20 protein-coding genes and 1 pseudogene are annotated in these 19037 nt (G+C 56.4%); 11 read left to right on the forward strand and 10 right to left on the reverse strand.

All coding sequences use genetic code 11. From position 1 onward, the window contains the following. Positions 1–141 precede the first annotated feature (141 nt). The 3 genes from DEQ92_RS19700 to DEQ92_RS19710 all read left to right on the forward strand — a co-directional run bounded on the left by DEQ92_RS19700 (position 142) and on the right by DEQ92_RS19710 (position 1466). Positions 142–624 (forward strand): nucleotidyltransferase family protein, encoded by a 483-nt coding sequence (locus DEQ92_RS19700; protein WP_115821518.1) that lies wholly within the window; start codon positions 142–144, stop codon positions 622–624. A gap of 99 nt (positions 625–723) precedes the next feature. Then, the gene (locus tag DEQ92_RS19705) at positions 724–975 is read left to right on the forward strand and encodes a hypothetical protein (protein WP_115821520.1); all 252 of its coding nucleotides are present in this window, start codon (positions 724–726) and stop codon (positions 973–975) included. Further along, positions 972–1466, forward strand: coding sequence for a zinc ribbon domain-containing protein (locus DEQ92_RS19710; RefSeq protein WP_115821522.1), 495 nt, complete (start codon positions 972–974; stop codon positions 1464–1466). The genes DEQ92_RS19705 and DEQ92_RS19710 overlap by 4 nt, the downstream gene beginning before the upstream one ends. Positions 1467–1674: 208 nt before the next feature. Here DEQ92_RS19710 and DEQ92_RS19715 read toward each other — a convergent pair whose 3' ends face one another. The 6 genes from DEQ92_RS19715 to DEQ92_RS19740 all read right to left on the reverse strand — a co-directional run bounded on the left by DEQ92_RS19715 (position 1675) and on the right by DEQ92_RS19740 (position 6921). Continuing rightward, the gene (locus tag DEQ92_RS19715) at positions 1675–2940 is read right to left on the reverse strand and encodes an RNA-guided endonuclease TnpB family protein (RefSeq protein ID WP_115821523.1); all 1266 of its coding nucleotides are present in this window, start codon (positions 2938–2940) and stop codon (positions 1675–1677) included. A 298-nt stretch (positions 2941–3238) separates the two neighbouring features. Further along, positions 3239–3685, reverse strand: coding sequence for a hypothetical protein (locus DEQ92_RS19725; RefSeq protein WP_233516903.1), 447 nt, complete (start codon positions 3683–3685; stop codon positions 3239–3241). A gap of 2 nt (positions 3686–3687) precedes the next feature. Beyond that, positions 3688–4350 (reverse strand): ArsR family transcriptional regulator, encoded by a 663-nt coding sequence (locus DEQ92_RS23270; RefSeq protein WP_147299511.1) that lies wholly within the window; start codon positions 4348–4350, stop codon positions 3688–3690. A gap of 98 nt (positions 4351–4448) precedes the next feature. Beyond that, a complete protein-coding gene (locus DEQ92_RS23980) occupies positions 4449–4946 on the reverse strand; it encodes a hypothetical protein (protein WP_199522941.1) in 498 nt (165 codons plus the stop codon). 215 nt (positions 4947–5161) lie between these two features. Then, positions 5162–6238, reverse strand: coding sequence for an RNA ligase family protein (locus DEQ92_RS19735; protein ID WP_115821524.1), 1077 nt, complete (start codon positions 6236–6238; stop codon positions 5162–5164). Between the two features lie 386 nt (positions 6239–6624). Beyond that, positions 6625–6921: a ribbon-helix-helix domain-containing protein gene (locus DEQ92_RS19740; RefSeq protein WP_115821525.1), complete on the reverse strand. Its 297-nt coding sequence runs from the start codon at positions 6919–6921 to the stop codon at positions 6625–6627. Between the two features lie 395 nt (positions 6922–7316). Here DEQ92_RS19740 and tnpA point away from each other — a divergent pair, with 395 nt between their 5' ends. Beyond that, positions 7317–7697, forward strand: a complete 381-nt coding sequence (tnpA, locus tag DEQ92_RS19745; protein WP_115821526.1) for an IS200/IS605 family transposase — start codon at positions 7317–7319, stop codon at positions 7695–7697. Beyond that, positions 7694–9022, forward strand: a complete 1329-nt coding sequence (locus tag DEQ92_RS19750) for an RNA-guided endonuclease TnpB family protein (protein WP_115821527.1) — start codon at positions 7694–7696, stop codon at positions 9020–9022. Before tnpA ends, DEQ92_RS19750 begins: the two co-directional genes overlap by 4 nt. Positions 9023–9106: 84 nt before the next feature. Here DEQ92_RS19750 and DEQ92_RS24475 read toward each other — a convergent pair. Continuing rightward, a pseudogene (locus DEQ92_RS24475) lies at positions 9107–9256 on the reverse strand (transcriptional regulator TrmB); the annotation flags it as partial. Positions 9257–9554: 298 nt separating this feature from the next. On the opposite strand from DEQ92_RS24475, the gene DEQ92_RS19760 reads away from it, so the two are divergent. Together DEQ92_RS19760 and DEQ92_RS19765 are read left to right on the forward strand one after the other, a co-directional pair. Then, positions 9555–10841 carry a PQQ-binding-like beta-propeller repeat protein gene (locus DEQ92_RS19760; protein ID WP_115821528.1) on the forward strand — a complete coding sequence of 429 codons (1287 nt, stop codon included), beginning with the start codon at positions 9555–9557 and terminating at the stop codon, positions 10839–10841. A gap of 88 nt (positions 10842–10929) precedes the next feature. Then, complete coding sequence (locus tag DEQ92_RS19765; RefSeq protein ID WP_115821529.1) at positions 10930–11121, forward strand: hypothetical protein; 192 nt, start codon at positions 10930–10932, stop codon at positions 11119–11121. Between the two features lie 108 nt (positions 11122–11229). Here DEQ92_RS19765 and DEQ92_RS19770 read toward each other — a convergent pair whose 3' ends face one another. The 3 genes from DEQ92_RS19770 to DEQ92_RS19780 all read right to left on the reverse strand — a co-directional run bounded on the left by DEQ92_RS19770 (position 11230) and on the right by DEQ92_RS19780 (position 13372). Continuing rightward, positions 11230–12186, reverse strand: coding sequence for a hypothetical protein (locus tag DEQ92_RS19770; protein WP_115821530.1), 957 nt, complete (start codon positions 12184–12186; stop codon positions 11230–11232). A gap of 325 nt (positions 12187–12511) precedes the next feature. Further along, entirely contained in the window at positions 12512–12937 is a 426-nt protein-coding gene (locus DEQ92_RS19775; protein ID WP_115821531.1) for a DUF86 domain-containing protein, read from the reverse strand. Next, on the reverse strand, positions 12938–13372 hold the full coding sequence (locus tag DEQ92_RS19780) for a nucleotidyltransferase family protein (protein ID WP_115821532.1): 435 nt from the start codon (positions 13370–13372) through the stop codon (positions 12938–12940). Positions 13373–13813: 441 nt separating this feature from the next. Here DEQ92_RS19780 and DEQ92_RS19785 point away from each other — a divergent pair, with 441 nt between their 5' ends. From DEQ92_RS19785 to DEQ92_RS19800, 4 genes are all read left to right on the forward strand, one after another. Next, entirely contained in the window at positions 13814–14665 is an 852-nt protein-coding gene (locus DEQ92_RS19785; protein WP_115821533.1) for a DNA-binding protein, read from the forward strand. Between the two features lie 210 nt (positions 14666–14875). Continuing rightward, positions 14876–16261: a hypothetical protein gene (locus DEQ92_RS23275; RefSeq protein ID WP_147299512.1), complete on the forward strand. Its 1386-nt coding sequence runs from the start codon at positions 14876–14878 to the stop codon at positions 16259–16261. A 210-nt stretch (positions 16262–16471) separates the two neighbouring features. Then, positions 16472–17644, forward strand: coding sequence for a PQQ-binding-like beta-propeller repeat protein (locus tag DEQ92_RS19795; RefSeq protein WP_158547636.1), 1173 nt, complete (start codon positions 16472–16474; stop codon positions 17642–17644). Then, positions 17641–18873 carry a PQQ-binding-like beta-propeller repeat protein gene (locus DEQ92_RS19800; RefSeq protein ID WP_115821593.1) on the forward strand — a complete coding sequence of 411 codons (1233 nt, stop codon included), beginning with the start codon at positions 17641–17643 and terminating at the stop codon, positions 18871–18873. The genes DEQ92_RS19795 and DEQ92_RS19800 overlap by 4 nt, the downstream gene beginning before the upstream one ends. Positions 18874–19037: the final 164 nt, after the last annotated feature.

Genomic DNA, 19037 nt, shown 5'->3' on the forward strand with positions numbered 1-19037 from the left:
GTAAAGCACACCGTTGGTCACAACTCGGTGGCAACCTTCGACGGGTCACGCGAAAGCGTACTTGAACCCCGAGGAAACGCGCAACCTGAATATCCACTTCGTGGAATCCTCGCCCTTTAGGGCGGGGAGGATGTCAAATCAATGAGAACCGTTGCGTCGACTACCATCGACGATTCCATCCCGATGGAGACGATTCAAACCATTCTTCGGGAGCACTCGGTACAGTGTGCAGTTCTCTTCGGTTCCCACGCGAAATCAACAACCAATCCAACGAGCGATATCGACATCGCAGTCGAGTTAGAAACAACTGATCGTGAGAATCCGACGTACAATGACGCGTTCTTGAGTCTGGGTGCTGACCTCAGTGAGGCACTCGAAACGAATGACGTGGACCTCGTCGATGTCCACGCTCTCTCACCACACGTTGCCGCATCGGTCTTCGAAGCGGGGGTTCTCCTTGTCGGTGATCCCGATCACGCCGAGGAGCTTCGGGAGCGTGTAACCGACAAAGTGTCTGAACCCCGGCCACCAAGCGAACGCTTCGACGACGCACTCACGAAGATTGATGAGCATCTCAGCGACTCTGGTGGCACAGCCTCCGACGGGCACGAGCGACAGCGATGACTGGGGACGTGTGTCTACCTGATCGCCTTGATCGAATTCTCGGTATTGTCGAAAGATTGGTCTGTCGTATCCACATCATGATAGCGTAATCATCTAACCATGGACACGGATCTCAACCAACAGGTAAAAGAAATCGCCGAAGCTCGGGGCCTCCCCGAGTCGGAGATCCTCGAACAAGCGTTGGAACGCGGTGTCGAAGATCTCTGGGCAGAGCTTATGGTCTCACAACACGTAAACGACGAACTCGATCGAGAGACAGCCATCGATCTCGTCGGTCGAGACCGCGTCAAGCGTGCGGAGCGCGAATTACAGGCCGTTGAAGATGACGTCCGCTGGGAACTGAGTGCGTGATTCTCCGCTACTACGCCGATGCAGAAATCTCGGAGTGGCATGACCACGCGCTCCGACTCCTGCGAACGCTTCACGACGAGCACGGCATCACAGTAGAGATCGACCGGATCGACGAACAGCATGGGCTAATCACAGACTTTCCAGGCGAAGTACGACACCTGACGCCTGAAGACGTCTACGAGCGCGATCTTAAGCGCAACCGTGAGCTGAATCAAGTCATTGAGCAGACGCCGTCAGAGGCGTTCAAACGCTACGGAAAACTCGACATCGCCGGGAACATTTCGGTCGTTGATGATGGGGGTACCGTTCGGTGGGCCTCGACACTCCCGGGCTACGCTGACGGCTATCGACCAGGTGCTGAATCACGGACTGCAATGGATTTCTTGGAAGATATCGCCGCCTCTCCGAGCAACCGTCTCTGTGTCGAGTGCCTCTCTTTGCTGGACGGCGACGAAAGCTTCTGTCCGAACTGTGGCTACGAAGTTCCGTAACACAGTACACTCAATCAGATCTCTTAGAGCTGTTTGGCATCCAATGAGGCGATAGAACCCAAGCCAGCTACTGATCGGTCGCTGCATCTGTGTCCAAGTCGCGACTAGAAAGACGGACTCGAAGTTCCTGGCCATGCTCAAGGTCTACAGATGGGTCGTCCAGCCGGAGTGAATTGCCTCGGGGTCAAGCCCCGAGGCTTCCCGTGGTTTAATCGGACACTCCCAATCGACCATCGGCCTGATAGCCTCGAACGGTCGAGTGGGTCACAGTCGGCTGATTCACACAGCCCGATGCCTGCCGTCGCAGTTTCCGAATATTCGGCAACGTCTTGAGAGCAGGCACATTTCGATTCAACGACTCCAACCCTTTCTTCGCAATATTCACTGCCGCGTTCCGGTCTGCGTGGTCTTGCCGCCCACATGCGTTGCACTTGAACCGCTTTTTCTGCCGATTCGACCGAGCCGTATGCTCACACCCAGTAAAAGAACACGTCTGACTGGTGTAAGCCGGGTCAATTTCCTCGCTCGGAATCCCCTCAAACGCCGCTTTGTACACGACGAACGAACGGAGTTTGTGGAACGGCAAGGAGTGCAACCGCCGGTTCATCCGAGTGCCATAGTCAATCGACTCTCGAATATGCTTGAGGTCTTCAAACACAACAAGCGGCGACTCGAATTGCTGAATCCACTCCACGATTCGTCGGGAGACTTGGTGGAGTTGGTCGTGAACGTATCGTTCTTCTTTGTTCTCGAACACGCGGTTGAACGCTGTCTGCCCAACGTTCTGCATCCGCTTTCGCATCGTGAAGTACCGATGGCGCTCTTGCTTGAGTTCAGGGTATTCGATGACCACCGAATCAACAAGGTCGTCTTCACGAAGAGCGGCAAGAGCTACACAATCCTCGTTAATATCCACACCAACGACGGTTTGAGCGTTGTGTTTGTCGTGGACGGCGGCTTCGAGGTGTGTAACGTTGACGTGCAGTTCGTGGTTGCCGTTGCGAACCATTGCTTCTGCCGTCCCGACACGCCATTCATCGCTTTCGAGTGCTTGTTCGAGAAGTTCGAGGTTGTCGGGCGAACCACGAAGTGTACCTTTGACCGGGTTGTATGGTTTGGCACTGATACGGTAGTGTATCCCGTCATCTCCGAGTGTGAGGTTGTACCCTTCGGTGAAGTTCATTCGCAACGGGTACGGCCCAGTTTTCTGGTGACTGGGCGTGTTGTAGTTGTCGCGGTCGTAGGATTGTTGAAGTGCTTCAAGCGACTTGGCGACGACTCGTTGCGTGGTGTTCTTCACGAAGTTTGCTTCGTTTTCGAGACGGGTCGAGATGTCGCCCCAGTCCATTCCGTTGGTGGCTAATTGGATGGTCTGGTTGTACACCCATCGGGCTTCGTGGTAGGCTTCAGAAAGAAGTCGCTCGACCTCGGGTTGGAGTTGGAAGACTAATGTCTTCGTGAGCGACTTTTCCATGCCGTATTTAACGGACTGCGGTGTTGTAAATGTATAGATTATATTTGATGGCTTAGGAGTTGTCGGCTTCACCCTCGGGGTCAAGCCCCGAGGCACTCGCCTTGCTTATCTGTAGAATTGTCCCGTCACCTGCGTCAACAACGTGTGCGGTGAGTTTTCGACTAGTGACTGCCGACTCGATTCTCCCAAGGCGCTCGTCAATCGCTGCGAGTGACTGCTCAACAGTCTGTGTCTTTGCTGTCTCAGCGTGCGTAGAGGCTAGAACGTTCGAGTACTTACGGTAGGCCGTCTTGCGTGTTCAGGACGCTCTCTCTCCAGCCTTCACCGTTGCCCACCACGTTGCAATCACAGCAAGTGTGACACGCTCAGGAGGATGCCCACCTCCAATACAACTTGGGAGATGCTTCGTCACGTCATCTGGCGGGTGAAAATGCCTGACTGGCATCTCGGTGTTCTGGTTCGATTCCTCGCGACCGAACCTGAACTCCAGACCTTGCTCCCTGTAATGGTATTTGTAATCGCCATTCTCCCACCATTGGATGTCAAAATATCCCCCTGCCTGGTGAATTCCTGGCGTGACGGTGATTCGAGCTTCCCTTGGACGTCCGTTCCGCTGCTCGAACTGTCCACCCTGTGTGTGCTTGTACTGAACCTTGTGGACACCCTTGTCGAGTTGTTTCTGCATCATCCTGACGCTAGCGTCGATTGACTCAGCATCAATTGCTGACCCGTTGCCCATCGCCATCGTCAGGGAGACACCCGCTGGTCGGAATCCCGATTAAACGAGCCTCGTTCACTATACGGATCTTCGAGTTTTGCCTGTTGCAGACGATATGCGGCACGGAGATAGTTGAATTCACGCTTGGCAGTGCGCCAGTGAGAAATATCTGAGAGCTCCTCTTCGTCCAGCTCCTGGTCGGAAATCAGTAATTCCTCCGGACTACTAGTTTCGTACTGGCTTTGGTAGTTGGCTAGCTCTTGCTTTATTCGCTGGATTTGACTTACGAGATCTCCAGAGGTGGCCAGTTGATGGACTTGCTGGAGCAAGTACCAGTCTGGATCTCGCTCGTATGTCTTTCCAGAGGATGTCTGATGTGACCTAACGATACCCTCTTCTACAAGTCTGTTCAGCGTGTCTCGAGCTTTGTTTTCTGAAACCACAGCTGTATCTGCGATTTCATTCGCAGATTTCGGATCTACAGTCCGCTTAATCACCGTCCGAATTCGTTCGTCTGCAGTCGTGGATTCTTTCCACTCTGCAGATGCGAGTTCATTGATATCTGTGAACTCGTCAGTATCTACACTGAATGGCGCGAGGTCGTCTACCGTCATCGACTCTTCTGGCAATTCGTCTCCAGTCGGGAACTCCTCAGGGCCGTTGTCGTTGTGAGTGGAGGTGTTGTCAGGCATGTATTCAAGCATAGCACTGCAACGCAAATATATTTTTCTAGCCCACATATGTGTGTCTGCTCTTCAGAGATGGTGTCTGTATATATTCTCACACGCTCTCAATCCAGTGGCCGGAAATGGTGAAGATCGTCCTTTGCACCTGGATGGCTCGGCAGGTCAATCTGGGTGACGTGTTCGTAACGAGCCGTAAGGACGTCAAAAAACCGCATATCTGCGAACGCCTTGTATCCTTCTCCGGGTCGTTCGCCGATGTAGACGACATCACCGTCGTGGAGGAGAAGAGCCTCGTAGGCCATCGGCCCAACCGGTGGCCAACAAAGAACGAGTGTCTCTGCTTGGCCGTACTCCAGCAAGACATCTTGGTCACCAGACTCGACTGGGAACCACGGGTCGAGGATTGGATCGATGTCGTAGGCAGTAATGTCGACACCGCGGTTGTCGAGTTCGTACGCCCAGTAGCCCTTCCACGCACCGAGTTCGATGAGTGGCCCCTGCTCGCGAAGATACTCGAGTGCCTCGCGTGTCGGAATCGCGAACGCGTACTCCGCGATCAGCCGCTGTTGGACGTCGGTCTCCCACTGCGCTGAGATGGGCATGACGATGTCACGTTCGCGTTTGCGGCGCCGCAGTTTAGTGAGGGCCTCTTGGATTGCTGCGATGTACTCGATGTCGTCGTCCTCTTTACAGACGGTTTCGACGAAGTCAGACCACGAGACGGAGATCGACGCTGGTTTCTAGTCGCGGTAGCGGTCGCTAATCTCCTCAGGGTCGCCACCCCGCTTGCTAATCTCATCACGTGGAAACTCGGTCATCACTCGGTGAGGTACTGCCAGATTGTGGTGGGGTCGGCATCGTTGAGCGTGGCGTTCGTCTGTATTTTCCTGAGCTCAGCTACACAGCGCTCGGCGACGAGCGGATAGATGTTTCCAGGAACGATCGCCCTGTCGAGTTGCATGATCTCTGGGTAGTTCTCGGCCCAAATATCCTCGACAACTCGCGGGTAGAGGTCATCAATGAGGTGACGGCCGAACTCGCGGCCCTCCTCGACGACCATCGTTCGGACCTCTTTCCGGATACGCGCCGGCGTACAGTAGGTTGCAACGAGGTACTCCGCCCCTGTCTCGGCCTCGTCAGGATTCCGGCCAAACTGTTCGCGATTCAGCTCGTGGAACGTCTCGCGGACGATCTTCACGCGGCGCTCATACGTGTCGCTGCGCACGACGACACCCTCTGCGTGGACGTCCGCTGCAAGTGACGACGGCGGCGCGTCGAATGACTCGGGATCGATAGTACTCTGTTCTTCGAGGATTGTCGCCGGGAGGAACGAGTGCTCGCTCGGGGTATCTTCGTGGCGGATGCGTTCGAGGACACGCCAGACTGTGGGTGTGTCGAGGAATCCTGCGAAAGTCTCCGTGTAGGGGTTCCCTGCGGGGGTGTAGGTCTCGATGCGATCAAACGGGAGGACGTCGAAACCAATGAGTGCTGGGAGTTCGCGGTCGGTGTAGCCGTAGTCGAGCGTCGAGTAGACGAGGTTTTCCGCATAGACGACAAGCGGGCTCGCGTATTCATCGTGCAAGCGTCGAAGCGCGTCCGTATCGACGCCGTCACGGAGGCAGCGAACCGCACGGTGAAGTGCCCCGTCGACCTCTCCAAGTGAGTCACGATGGCTGCCCATGATGGACCTACGTGTTCCGAAGACGAGACTCCCGTCCCCGTCCGCAGCCTCACCGACAACGCTCGGATAGGCGTCCGCGTAGCGCTCGTCGTAGAGCGCGAAGCGGAAGGCGCTCCCATCGAACTTCTCGACGACGACAAGGTCGTCTGCATCGAAGAAGTCGTCTGGGACGATGGGGTGGTCGTAGCGTGGGATTTTTGGATAGACCTTCATTGTGGATTTGGTGTGAGTCGATTCGAGTGATTGACCGGGGGAGAGGTAGCGTCGGGTGTGGGGGCGATCGTGAGCGGAACGCCTGCATATCGACTGGGTGACTGCTACGCCGAAGTTGTTTGTGTTTCTCTTGGAGGGGAAATCGAGGGATATCGCTTCATCAGCGGCAGTGTGGGTTAGTCGCCGGGGTGGTCGATACCGTTCTTGAGGTCGTCGAGGTCTCGTTCGAGACGGTCGATGTGTGTTTCGGGCCATTCACGCTCATGAATACGAGCCGGAGGAACTCGTTATCACGCTCAGGCATGAGTGGTAGCTGGCTTGCGGCCGCAATTGTTCCTTTGAATTGGTTCGCAGCGCGTGGTGAGAACTTCCACGTCCAGTCTTCCTCACTCGCCATCCGTGTCTCGATCCATCATTTCGAGGACTTCGTCTCGCGAGACTAAATCGGATTCACCGGACCGGAGGTCGTGTTCGCTCGCTGCGATTTGCTTCCATCCTTCTCGCGAAAATTCGGGATGTTTGATGGCGTCACGAGCAGCGTAGCGAAGGAATTCGCTCCGTGAGTTGAACCCCTGTTCTTCCCACGTCGTATCGATGTCTTCGAGGAAGGCTTGGCTTAACCAGATGTTTATTTGCACCATTTCCGGGCCGTTATTACTGGACCCTGTATCAGCATCAGACATATACGTGTGCTATGCATCCGTGTTGTGATAAGAATTCTCCGAAGAACTACCTGCGAGGCGATGTTGACTGGGCCGCCCTAATAATCGAGGAAAAACGCCTCTGTGCCCCTTTTTCTTGCGGACATGTGATGTGGCACAGTCCACATATTGAAACCGGTAGAGGTTATCTGGGGTCTATGGAGTGCCCTGCGTGCGGTGGCAGCCGAATCACGATGGAGGTTGGGCCAGACCTACCTCCCACGACCTCAATAGAGAACGCGTTACGAAAAATTCGAGGCGAAAGCCTCGCCCTTCAGGGCGGAGATGAGCCGACCAACAGTATTCAACCGCCAACGATGGCATATACGGGGTTCCAACACAATCGTTAAGCCGGCCAACTGCGATAGTATGCATAGATGGTGAACAGTACCCGTCACGCGAAATACGAACTCTACTACCACATAGTGTTCGTGCCGAAAGACAGGCGCTCGCACCTGACGGGGAAGACGAAGGAACGTCTCGAAACCATCTTCGCGGAAATCTGTGAGGACAAAGGCCTCGAACTGGCCGAGTCCGAGGTCATGCCCGACCACGTACACCTGTTCATCGGGAGTCCACCCAAGAACGCTCCGTCACTCATCGTCAACTGGGTGAAGGGCATCTCGGCGCGGAAGTATAACCAGCGGTACGACGACCGCGTGAAGTGGACTCGTTCGTACTACGTTGGAACGGCGGGGAGTGCCTCCAAGGGCGCTGTCGAACGATACATCGCTGAACAGGAGGGTGAGGACGCATGAAGCGCGTCAACACCTTCGAGGTCGTGCCACAGACCGAGAACGACAAAGAGTGCCTCCTACGGCTACTCGACGCCTCCGCCTCCCTGTGGAACGAACTGACCTACGAACGTCGTCAGAACTACTTCGGAGACGGCGATGTGTGGGACACTTCCGAATACCGTGGACGCTACAACGGCGTCATCGGAAGCGCGACTGTTCAACAGGTCACGCGCAAGAACAGCGAAGCGTGGCGGTCGTTCTTCGCCCTCAAGGAGAACGGCGAGTACGCCAACCCACCGTCGTACTGGGGCAACGAGGAGGACGGACGCGAACTTCGCACCTACATTCGGTGCAACCAGTACACGATTGAGTGGGGCAAGCGTAGCCGTCTCGAAATCCCTGTCGGGCAAGAACTGAAAGACGAATACGGACTCGGCTACCATGAACGGCTCCGCCTCGAAGTCCGAGGCAATCCGAAGTGGGACGGCAAACAGGGTCGTCTGGAACTTGAGTACGACGAAGTGAGCGACACGTTCAGGGCTTTCCAACCAGTCACCGTACCTGATTCTCGACTGGATTCACGGAAAATCGAAGATTTTCCTGAAGTCGAAAACGCTTCGCGTTTTCGGAATTCACCACTGGCTTCTCACGAAGCCGCCCTCGACGTTGGCGCAAACAATCTCGTCGCCTGTTCCACGACCACTGGGAACCAGTACCTCTACGACGGTCGGGAGTTGTTCGGACGGTTCCGCGAGACGACAGACGAAATCGCCCGCCTACAGTCGAAACTCCGTGAAGGACGATACAGTTCCAAGCGAATTCGACGGCTGTACCGACAGCGGACGAAGCGTCGTGACCACGCACAGAACGCGCTGGTACGCGACCTCGTTGAACGGTTGTACGACGAGGGCGTGGCGACGGTGTACGTGGGCGACTTGACCGACGTGCTGAAAACGCATTGGTCGGTCAGGGTGAACGAGAAGACACACAACTTCTGGGCGTTCAAGAAGTTCATCCACCGTCTCGCGTGTGTCTGTGAGGAGTACGGCATCAGTCTCGAAGCCGAGTCGGAAGCGTGGACGAGTCAGACGTGTCCCGAGTGTGGCGACCACGAGGAGACGGTTCGCCACGAAGATACGCTGACGTGTCCATGCGGATTCGAGGGACACGCCGACCTCACGGCGTCAGAGACGTTCCTTCGAGAAAACAGCGATACGCAAGTCAGGCCGATGGCACGGCCCGTGCGATTCGAGTGGGACGACCACGACTGGTCGGGGAAACCACACCCTCACGACAGTCCCAAAGAAGTGCGCACGAACCCGCAAGTTGCCTCCGTGGGTCGGTAGCCGAACCCCCAACGGAGGAATCCTCGCGCTTTAGCGCGGGGAGGATGTCAACTCTGACAGTCGAATCGGCTGTGTTTTTCACTATCGGCTTGTCTCGACGAGGCCAGCCGTTTCGAGCCGTTCGACGAGTTCCGAGGGGTAGCTAAGACCCCGATCGGGATCCGTTGCGAGTTCGGAGACCGTCTGCTCACCGTCCAGGGCAGTGGGGGCACGAACCTCGGTTTCTGTGAGGATACTGTTGCACACCAGCGAATCGATATAAAAATCACTTCGGCATTTTGCAACACTCGACTGACTCAGGCGAGACAGGAGCGTATACGATCATTCCGGGCATACAACTATCAAGTTCGCTATTCGGGCTGAGATCACGATATTCGAATTTCACTACAATCCTTATGCACGTGATAATATAATCTGCTGCATAATAATTGAAACTCAAGCACACCCCCGTGTCTAAAGACGTGGATATGTGCTCACAATCTGTATCAACCGACCACAAAATATCTAACAGCCAATACGAAATCGATTGTAGATGCCCTCCCATCGCCGTCGCCAATTCCTTCGTGCTTGTGTCGCCACCGTTGGTCTCGGGACTGCTGGCTGTCTCGGTTCTAACGAACCTGCTGGGACGACGACAAAGACTGAGACGCAGACAGAAACGCCGACGAAGACGACCACAAGTACCCAAACTAAGCAGCCGGAACCACCTGTCGTCTGGCAACGGGCACTTGGCTCGGAGATCACCACTACCCCAACGAGTACAGGCGACAGTCTCTACGTGGGAGCGAAATCCGGGACCATCGAATCACTGAGCGCTGATGACGGAAGCCAGCAGTGGTCGTTTGACGCAGACACCGAACTCCGTAGTTCACCAGTCCACGTTGGCGAGACAGTGTTCGTCGTCGTTGGGAAGAGCGACTTGTTCGAGAACCACGGTGTAGTCGCCCTTGACGCCGAAACTGGAACCGTGCAATGGACGTTCAACCCTGAAGCATGGTGGCTCGAAATTCTTGGCGCCACTGAGAACGTACTGTATGTCGGGACCGAAGACGACGCGATCGAAGATGGTGGACAAACACTCTACGCTCTCTCCGTCGCTGATGGAGCAGAGCAGTGGTCCGGTGAAATCGGTGACCCCTCTGGTGGGCTCCTGACTACTGAGACGATGTACGTTCCTACATACGGCCGGCTCTATGCATACGATGCAGGGACCGGTAAGCAGCGGTGGACTGCAGAGGTTGAGGACTATTCGTACCGGACGATTGCTGCCACTGACGAGACAGTCTGTTTCGTTGCTGACGAGGGTGATGTCCGCGGAAAACTCGTTGCACTGGATAACGAGACGGGCGAGGAAAAATGGAGCCATGACGAATGGATCACGACATCGACGACGCTCCACGATGGCACGCTCTACGTCGGTGGCGAACATATCGCCGCATTCGATCCAGAAAGTGGTGAACAACAGTGGCAGGCAGACGAGTCAGGGTTCGTCCCACGGGTGCCAGTCCAGGACGGTGTTCTCTTTGCCGGTGGAAGCACAGTGCGGGCTTTCGATACTGAGGGAGGCGGTCTCAATTGGACGTGGACTCCCAAAGAGAGTGTTGAGGGCGTGATACCGTCTGCAACTGTAGCTGATTCTTTGTACATTGATTCGTGGGGAAGAGACGACCCACGAAACCGATTCAAGTTCTCACTCGATGTGACGACAGGTGAGCAGCAATGGGCGTTCGAGGATGGAACCCAACTAACTGACCTGTCGATTGACGAAAACCAAGCCTACGTTGGGTCTGCGAAGGGAACAGTGTATTCGCTACAATAGTCTTAGCCAACAAAATCAAACTAGTCTTGTCTTCGTTGGTTAACTCTCCTCCGAGCGTCTGCTCGTCGCAACTGTTTTAGAGGTTTGAATGCCAATTCTCGGCATAGAGATAGCGTCCAGCGCCGATTCATCAACTATGGTTGACGAAGAAGTCCGTCGGCTGTACGAACGGTACCAGTCGGCTGAGAGTGATGAGGAACGCCATGAGATTGCCCTAGAAATGGGGAAACTCGATCGACGTCGTCACGCTGAAATCTACGCGGCACTTGAAGACGAGTGAGCCGTTTCGGCGCGTTTTTTCTCGGTCTTTGTCTCTCAGAACCCCGTACCCGCTCGCCCCCGCCCGGTGGCTGTTGTGTCTCCCGCTCTTCGGAGGAGTCCTCCTCGTTCAGCCTGCCGTCGTCTGAAATGCGTCGCGCTGGACGACGAGCGTTGTCCAGTACACGTCGCCTTGGTACCGAACCAGATACGTACCGCTCAGGTCGCCTTCGCCATCTTCGTCGAGTCCATGAGCCTGTTCGTGCCCTCGGAACCGGTCGGCAAGCGCTACAAGCGCATCAGACGGCGTCTCGTCGGGCCCGACAATGTACTGTCCGTCTGCAATTGCCGTCTCAACGATCTCTCGCTGGGCCTCCGAAAGCCCTGAGAGGTCGAATGCAAACCGCTCGCGCATCTGTTGTCCGTAGCCGGCGGCCGTCGCTACGTGTTCAGCAGTGTATCGATAGGTGTTCAGCGTCGTATCGTAGGCGTCGTCGACGACCCATTCGGCCTCAGTCTCATCGCCCCAAGTGATATACGAGTACTCCGACTCGGGGACGAGGACAGACTGCTCGCGCTCGGTGTCCGTATAGAGGAATGTCGTTCCAATACCGACCGGGTCACCATCAGCGAGTCCATGTTCAGCAAATTCTTGTTGATCAACCTCGGGAAGATCGGCGAACTGAATGGACTCTGCCTCGACCACTGAGTCTGTGACGATATCCACTTTCACGGAATATCTGGTGGCCGGCGTTTCCTCGACCACTTCGTATGACAGCTCGTGAACCGCCTCTTGATAGGCAATATGTTGTTGTTTGGGGAGTGGCGGCCGGGTTGCCTTCGCTTTCGTGCCGCCGTCGAGGATGCGGTCGAACAGTTGGGCCGTTGCGTCGTTGCCCTCCGCAGGACGGACTGCATAGAGTACTTTTGTCGGGAGCTTCGCGTCTGCGATCGTTGTCAGTTCGAGCCGTGCTGTTGGGGCTTCCGCGACGGCGTTGCTACCACTGAACCCACCGAGGCTGGTGCAGCCAGCGACTATTGCGGGGAGAGACGAAGCGGCGGCCGCGAGGAGGGCGCGTCGGCGCATACTCATGACCTGTCAGAGATGCTCGAAAAGCTTTGTGTCGCACAGAAGAGGGCAACCAAAGCTCCGGGAGTGGTGGAATGTGTTTGATAGATCCGTTTTGAAAGCCCCCGGCCGCTCGACGACCGTGACTCGCTGCGCGACTCGTTCCTGCGGTGCTTGCGTCGTCGGGGCACGCCGAGCGTCCAGCCCCTTTCGATCCCCCCCGTGATCTGTTGTGGAGTCGACGATGCACGTCGGTAGTCCGGTGTGATACGAACGGCACGCCAGGATCGCCGCCCTGTACCCTCCGTGCTCACGAATCAGGAGAGTAGTATCCGCGACAGAACTAGTATCGTTGCTGAAACCACTGCGCAATCTCCTGTTGGAATTGGTCGAACCAGTGCAGGTCGTTATGCAACACAGAATAGACGACGTCGTGATTCACATCACCATATCGGTGGGCGAGAATATTCCGAAACCCAACTGCTTCTTCCATTTGCTCTTGCACATCGCGTGAGATTATCTCTGCATTCCCGAGCGACTCAATCTCGTTCTTTGATGTCCCACTTGGAGAGAGACCCTCTGAAGCACGGATATGTTGGGCGAGGTCGATACAGGATTGGATGAGGTTCATGAACGTCCGCTCAACAGCACGCTGGATAACGACGTCTTCGACGTATTCCGATTTGGACATTCCACGCATCTGCTTCAGATCGTTCGTGTACTCGTTGATGAAGCGGAGTTTGTCGACAACAATGTCCTCGTCGACCATTTAGACGTCTCCACGAGCAAGCCGGTCAATGAACTCTCGGCGTTCCTGTTCTCGCTCACTCGCACTTGCGTCGTATTCCGTGTCGACACGTTGCTTATAGGCATTTATCTCTCTCTCGTCGCCAGCTATACGAACACCATCTCGGAGTGCTGCATGGGAAACATGAGTTGGCAATGATTCAATGTCGCTTACGTCGACGAACCCGTCGGCGTACGATTGCAAGTCAGCATCGATACGGTTGCGTCGACGGAACCGCTCAGCCTCAGACATCTCGTCAGGGAAACGGAGCGCAATGTCGACATCAGATGACTCGTCTGCCGTCCCTCTCGCATGTGACCCGAACAGAACTGCGAAGATGACCTCCGTTTGAGCGAGGTATTCTTTGATTCCCTCCATGTCGATTGTTTCGACAGCGGAGTCATCTGATTGGGGCATAGTGATAGTTCACGTTCCTGCGTAATATATCTCGGTGGGTTTTCCGGTCGTCGTCACGGCACGCCCCGCTCGCCGCCCTGTGCCCTCCATGCTCACGACTCGTTTCACTCCTCGTTCGCGACGAGCCGCTCCTGATAGTCGCGTCTCGCTTCACTCGCACCTTCCCGGTGCGCCAGCACCAAGCGCGCTGTCGGTCACGACGTCCTCGTAGACTCGGCCGTCGGACGCGAAACCGGCTTGTGTGCTGGCCGCTCGCTCCGGGCAGGTCAAGGCGCGCGGTGCTGGATGTTGTCCCATCGTCGAGCGCACGCCTCCCGCGCCCCGGAGGTGCGCGTGAAGGCGCGAAAGGCGTGCGCAGAACCAGTAGGTCAGTGAGAGAGCAGCGGCTGGAGAGTCGTGGTGTCGGAAGAAGACGCTGAGTAGGCGCCTTGGAGCTAACCAATGAGTACTAAGAAGCAAATCGGTAATGAAGTTTCGCACTCCGAACACCCCCGAGCAGTCGTCGACGACGTGGTTGATGAGACGCCTGCACTCCACCCAACGGTTGAACTCGAGATTCAAGCCAAAGTTGACCTGAACAATTCTCAAACTCAAGGACGGGGACTGACCCTTGCAGAAGAAGAGCGGATGGAAGCACGCGAGTGGGAGATTGAACAGACGAAAACTCGGTGGGACCGGAGGCAGACGTCGAACCGGGAAGAGCGGACGGCGACTGTGGCAGAACAGATGAGCCTCGAAGCAACGAGAGAGTTCAAGAAGCGCGCCGGGTGTGTCAATCGGTGGGCCGACCCGGATGAGCCGGACCCGCGTGAGCAACTCTCAGTTGAAGAATTGGGTGAAGTGAACCGCGAGGCAGCGCGATTACAGACGAAACTCGATGGATGGTCTCGGTCGGCGATTAGTCGGCGGTTGGCTGAGCAAGTCGCAGATGGAAAGTCGATGATGAGCGCGGTCGTGGGTGTGTTCGAAGAGTTGCAGCAGGCGCCTGGACGGGTGATTCCGATTGCGGCGGTCAGCGAGGTCAATCGTCGAGAGGTGTCTATCTCTGGAACGATAACCCAGCTCTGGGAGTCGTCGAATTCGGCGATTCAGCAGGTGGGACTCATCGAGGACGAGACGGGGAGAACAAAATTCACTGTCTGGACCAAGTCGGACCAATCGGTTGTGAGAGAAGGCGAGCGTGTGACGATGCGGAACGTCGCGAAGAGTTGGTACGGTGGGCGTGTTTCGGTGGCTGCGACGGGATGGTCGAAACTCGCGTTCCCAGAGCGCGAAGCGTGGTGGGCTGAGTAGGCGTCGCAAGCGGCTGTTTTCTTTTTGAGAGTCCACTCTCCCGGCCCCTCCTCCCCACCCACCGCTCCGTGCTCGCTTCTGCGAAGCTGTGCGCGCAGCCACGACCTTTTGCAGCAGGTCTGGTCAAACTAGAAATTCGGGGCCAGCGCGTAGATTTTGCATCGTGTTCCCACAGAAGACATTTACCGAGGAAGAAACCCACCAACAGTAATGAGACGTGGCGCCCTCCTGATTGCTCTCCTCTTCATCGGTAGCGCTCTCCTCGCAGGTGTCGGACCGACGGTTGCAAGTCCACAGCCAGACCCCGTCTGTGGCGCATGTGGGTCTTCCTTCGAGGATGTCGCCGAGGAGTACGGACTTGAAGCGAATGTCACGCACAGTACTGCAGCGATTCAGGTTCACCCGAATGGGTCTGCGACGTGGGTTGTGACCAACCGTGTTAACGAGTCTGCTGCAACCCAACTCACACAGGACCCGGCGTTGCTGAATCGAGTAGCCCGTTCAGCAGCAACCGACGGATGGGGTGTCCCACACGTCTACGAGGAAGGAGACGTGACCTTTCAGTCAGCATCAATCGATAATCAGACTGTCCGTATTCAGTTCCAAGACCCTGACGCAGGCACGCGTCACGCCGGTATCCTTGTCGTGGATTATCTCCATTCGGAGGGTGTCCGCGGTGGCTGGATATTCAATGTCGACCGGTTTTCGATTGCTGGCCCACCTGGCAGTGTCGTCGTAAATGACCCAAGTGCGACTATCGAAGACGAGTACACCTCCTCAGATGTTCTTCCTGAAGTGTCGAACAGGGAGGTGACTTGGGAGGGAGTCTCGACGAATGAATACGGGTCTGCATTCTACGATGATGTGTACCTCGCCTTTGGTGAACCAGGAACCGATTCAGTTCGTGTAGATGCAGCTCTCTCGATCGCGACTGCCCCCATCTGGCTCGATAACGTGAAAACATTCGTCTTGCCTGCACTTGTTGTGTATGGGCTGATGCTTGGTGGTGTCACTGCAGGCGCACGGTGGGGTGCATATTCATCGTCGAGCGCCCGTCGCATTGCCAAAACCATCGCCGGAGTTGGTCTCGTTGGGGTTCTCGCGGCTACCGCTTCAGCGATTGCGAATGAGCCGTCTTCGTTCGCCGGCCTTGCAGTGATCTTTCTTGTGATTGGTGGGACTGCCGTGGTTTCTCCACGGTCATTTCGGTCTCTTCGAGGTGCACTCGCTGTGGCTGTGGTCAGTGTCCTTGCAGTCGGTGTAACTCTGTTAGGACTCGGTCTTATTTCCCGGCCGCTGGGGGATGTTGCACCCGCTGTCTTTCGTGGAATGGTGTTCCATCTGCCATTGTCGGTTGCGCCAGTGTTTGGCCTCGCAGTCGCCCGAGCCGAGACGAACGACAACCCTCGATTGACGGTGCTTGCGTTTGTCGGTGCACTCGTTTCACTTGCGCTCGCTGGAATGGTGTTCGTCCCATTCGACTCCCGACCGTGGGGACTTGCTCTCATTTTCACCGTCGGTGGGGCGATACTGGCTGGCCTCCTCGGACTCCCACTCGCTATTCTCGGGGCGCGTCAGTGGGCGAGTAATACCTAGTGGTTTGGAATCGTTCGTGTAGTAAATACAGTATCGGGGCAATCACAAAGCGCATATGTCGGTACTATAGAGTATTCGGGAATGAATCGCCGGGCCCTCCTCAGCACGATTGCCACTGGTGGTACCGTGGCTATCGCTGGTTGTAGTAAGTCGGGACGATCCTGTGGACCTCCCACGAACACGTTCAACAGGCCACGTGACCGCTGGCCAATGGCTGGTTACGACCCGGCGAACACGTCTTACGCTTCTGCTGGACCTTCGAATGGAGAGGTACAGTGGCAGACCGACCGTGAGGATAGCGAAGGGCCACGGCTCAACGGCTGGTTCAGTACGCCTATCATCGCCGACGATACGGTGTACGTCGCAACTCGAGAGACCGACGGACACGACCTAGAATACCCTGGCTACCTCGTCGCACTTGATGATGAGACTGGTGAGTTACAGTGGCGAGTCGAACTCCCGTCTTTGGCAAGCGGTGATCCAGCACTCACAGGAGACACCATCTTCGTTGGTGACCAAGGAGGAACACTCCACGCCATCTCGACCGATGGTGAGCGACGCTGGACGCAGGACCTCGCAGACGCGGTCCGAACCCCGACCGTCATCGGTGAGCACCTCTACGTCCTTGACGCGTCGGCAACTGTGTACGGCTTTACTCTTGACGGAGAACAGTGCTGGGAACACGGCCAGTCTGACTTCTGGAATGGTATTCTCGGCGGGGGTAGTTCGTTCGCTGCCAACAGTGCCCCTGCCGTTGACGAATCAGGTGTGTACGTGACGGTCCAAGAAGACTCAAATAACAAACGAACCGGCCACTTCAGGACCGCCCACGTACAGGCGATCGACCACGAGGGAAACGAGGAGTGGCGCTACAGTTTCCCCACCGGATATGAGCCGCCAAATACTCCCGCTGTTGTCGACGATACAGTACTCGTGACTGGGGGCGACCAAATCTTCGCCCTTGACGCGACGACAGGCGATCGGCAGTGGCGGTTTGTCGTCGGCCACCGAAACACCGGCGCACCCGCGACTGACGGAGAGCGTGTCTACGTCGGCGCGAAGAACTTCTACGCACTCGACCTCATAGATGGCAGTGAGCAGTGGCGCGTCGTCAACTACGGCGTCGACGACGGCCTTGGATGGACAAAGAGCGTCCCGTTCATGGGGCCCGCTGCGGTGACCGATGACGCTGTCTACCTTCGGGCGGGTGCGTTTGACCCCTCCAACGGGAGCCGACTGTGGGGGAACCTCACCGAGGAGACCGTCCTTGAGTCGAACTATTCGACACGGCATTATTCCCGACATTCGATGACGCCACTTTCGGTGACCGCAGATGCGCTGTATCTCTCTCACCAGGTCCTGGGGGTGACCAAGATCGCATGAATCGCCGTCGCTTCCTACGAAACGTTGGTGCTGCTGGTGCGATGGCAGGGCTCGCTGGCTGTAGCCAACTGTCTGGTGACGGTTCGGATGGAGTAAACACAGGCCGGGCAGAAGCGTGCGAACCGTATAAACCAACAGTCACTGGAACACTTGGCTGGCGGTCAGTCAGAGGAGATCCCGCTGGGACAAGTGTCGTCCCTTCGGCTGACGCACCTGAGCCGCCGCTGTCGCTTGACTGGACATTCACGCTCGGTGGAAACGCTGGAGCGATAGAGCCTGTTGCCACCGCTGACCGAGTCTACGCACACGAGTATGACTCCATGCTGTACGCAGTTGATGCTGAATCTGGTGAGAAGGTGTGGGGGAGAAGCGTCGATAGCCCGCGTGGGTCGCTGGCAATCGCCGACGACGTCGTTGTTGGTCTTGCCGACTCCACGGTCCTCGGACTCGACCCAGAGACGGGCGAAACGCGGTGGACCGGCCCAGAGAGTCACACCAGCCTGTTCCACGGCAGTCCAGTTATCGTCGATAAGACGGTCTACGTCCCGACTGAACTGTCGCTGCTCGCGCTCGACCTCACAGACGGGTCAGTCAGGTGGCAGCACACAACGGGCGAAGAGACGATTGCGACACCGGCTATCGTCGGTGACGCAGTGTACTACGGCGATTACGACACATACATCTACGCGATTGATGCGGCGACCGGTGAGAAGCGCTGGCGCGTCAAGACGAACGCGCACATCGACTGCAACGTCTCGGTCGCAGACGACATCGTCTTTGCTGGCAGCAAGGGGGGAGTTATTCGTGCACTCGATGCAAGGTCCGGCGAGCACGTCTGGACGCACGATCTCGGAGCCGAACCGAACGCCATGGCGACTGACGGATCTCACGTATACGTTCACACCCGTGGCCAACTTTACGCGCTTGAGGCCTCAAGCGGTGCAGTGTGTTGGTCGACGGAGTATGGTAATACCACTGGGATCGGTGTGGCCGTCGGTGGCGGTCGAGTGTATGTCCCATTCACCGAAGCGGAGTTTACCGAACCAGGGTCAGAGTACGGCACCCGCCCGGGCGTGCTCGATGCAGCAACCGGTGAGACGCTCGCACAGACAGAGGGGACGTTTGAGTCCGACTACGCAAGATTCTACAAAGGGGCAACTGTCGCCAACGGTGCAGTGTACTCCTCTGGAGTGGATGAGGGTGGTGTCACTTTGGCCCGATTCAGCTGAGGAGTGTTAGGGCTATTCCGTCCGATAGCCCGTGATCCTTCTATTCGTGAAAGCAATTGGGTAGGTTTCAGTGGACGTGCTGAATAGAGGGCGCGAGCGGTCATATCATTCTCCTGTACCTCAGCTCAGATTTACAGAAAGCATTTGACAAATGAATTGAAAGT

Origin of the sequence: Haloferax sp. Atlit-6N (genome assembly GCF_003383195.1) — an archaeon.
Lineage (GTDB): Archaea > Halobacteriota > Halobacteria > Halobacteriales > Haloferacaceae > Haloferax > Haloferax gibbonsii.

Bases quoted from the DNA above. Each gene is read 5' to 3' on its own strand.
- DEQ92_RS19700 (WP_115821518.1), top strand. From the start codon at position 142: ATGAGAACCGTTGCGTCGACTACCATCGACGATTCCATCCCGATGGAG.
- DEQ92_RS19705 (WP_115821520.1), top strand. From the start codon at position 724: ATGGACACGGATCTCAACCAACAGGTAAAAGAAATCGCCGAAGCTCGG.
- DEQ92_RS19715 (WP_115821523.1), bottom strand. From the start codon at position 2,940: ATGGAAAAGTCGCTCACGAAGACATTAGTCTTCCAACTCCAACCCGAG.
- DEQ92_RS19725 (WP_233516903.1), bottom strand. From the start codon at position 3,685: ATGGCGATGGGCAACGGGTCAGCAATTGATGCTGAGTCAATCGACGCT.
- DEQ92_RS23270 (WP_147299511.1), bottom strand. From the start codon at position 4,350: ATGCCTGACAACACCTCCACTCACAACGACAACGGCCCTGAGGAGTTC.
- DEQ92_RS23980 (WP_199522941.1), bottom strand. From the start codon at position 4,946: ATGCCCATCTCAGCGCAGTGGGAGACCGACGTCCAACAGCGGCTGATC.
- DEQ92_RS19735 (WP_115821524.1), bottom strand. From the start codon at position 6,238: ATGAAGGTCTATCCAAAAATCCCACGCTACGACCACCCCATCGTCCCA.
- DEQ92_RS19740 (WP_115821525.1), bottom strand. From the start codon at position 6,921: ATGTCTGATGCTGATACAGGGTCCAGTAATAACGGCCCGGAAATGGTG.
- tnpA (WP_115821526.1), top strand. From the start codon at position 7,317: ATGGTGAACAGTACCCGTCACGCGAAATACGAACTCTACTACCACATA.
- DEQ92_RS19750 (WP_115821527.1), top strand. From the start codon at position 7,694: ATGAAGCGCGTCAACACCTTCGAGGTCGTGCCACAGACCGAGAACGAC.
- DEQ92_RS19760 (WP_115821528.1), top strand. From the start codon at position 9,555: ATGCCCTCCCATCGCCGTCGCCAATTCCTTCGTGCTTGTGTCGCCACC.
- DEQ92_RS19765 (WP_115821529.1), top strand. From the start codon at position 10,930: ATGCCAATTCTCGGCATAGAGATAGCGTCCAGCGCCGATTCATCAACT.
- DEQ92_RS19770 (WP_115821530.1), bottom strand. From the start codon at position 12,186: ATGCGCCGACGCGCCCTCCTCGCGGCCGCCGCTTCGTCTCTCCCCGCA.
- DEQ92_RS19775 (WP_115821531.1), bottom strand. From the start codon at position 12,937: ATGGTCGACGAGGACATTGTTGTCGACAAACTCCGCTTCATCAACGAG.
- DEQ92_RS19780 (WP_115821532.1), bottom strand. From the start codon at position 13,372: ATGCCCCAATCAGATGACTCCGCTGTCGAAACAATCGACATGGAGGGA.
- DEQ92_RS19785 (WP_115821533.1), top strand. From the start codon at position 13,814: ATGAGTACTAAGAAGCAAATCGGTAATGAAGTTTCGCACTCCGAACAC.
- DEQ92_RS23275 (WP_147299512.1), top strand. From the start codon at position 14,876: ATGAGACGTGGCGCCCTCCTGATTGCTCTCCTCTTCATCGGTAGCGCT.
- DEQ92_RS19795 (WP_158547636.1), top strand. From the start codon at position 16,472: ATGGCTGGTTACGACCCGGCGAACACGTCTTACGCTTCTGCTGGACCT.
- DEQ92_RS19800 (WP_115821593.1), top strand. From the start codon at position 17,641: ATGAATCGCCGTCGCTTCCTACGAAACGTTGGTGCTGCTGGTGCGATG.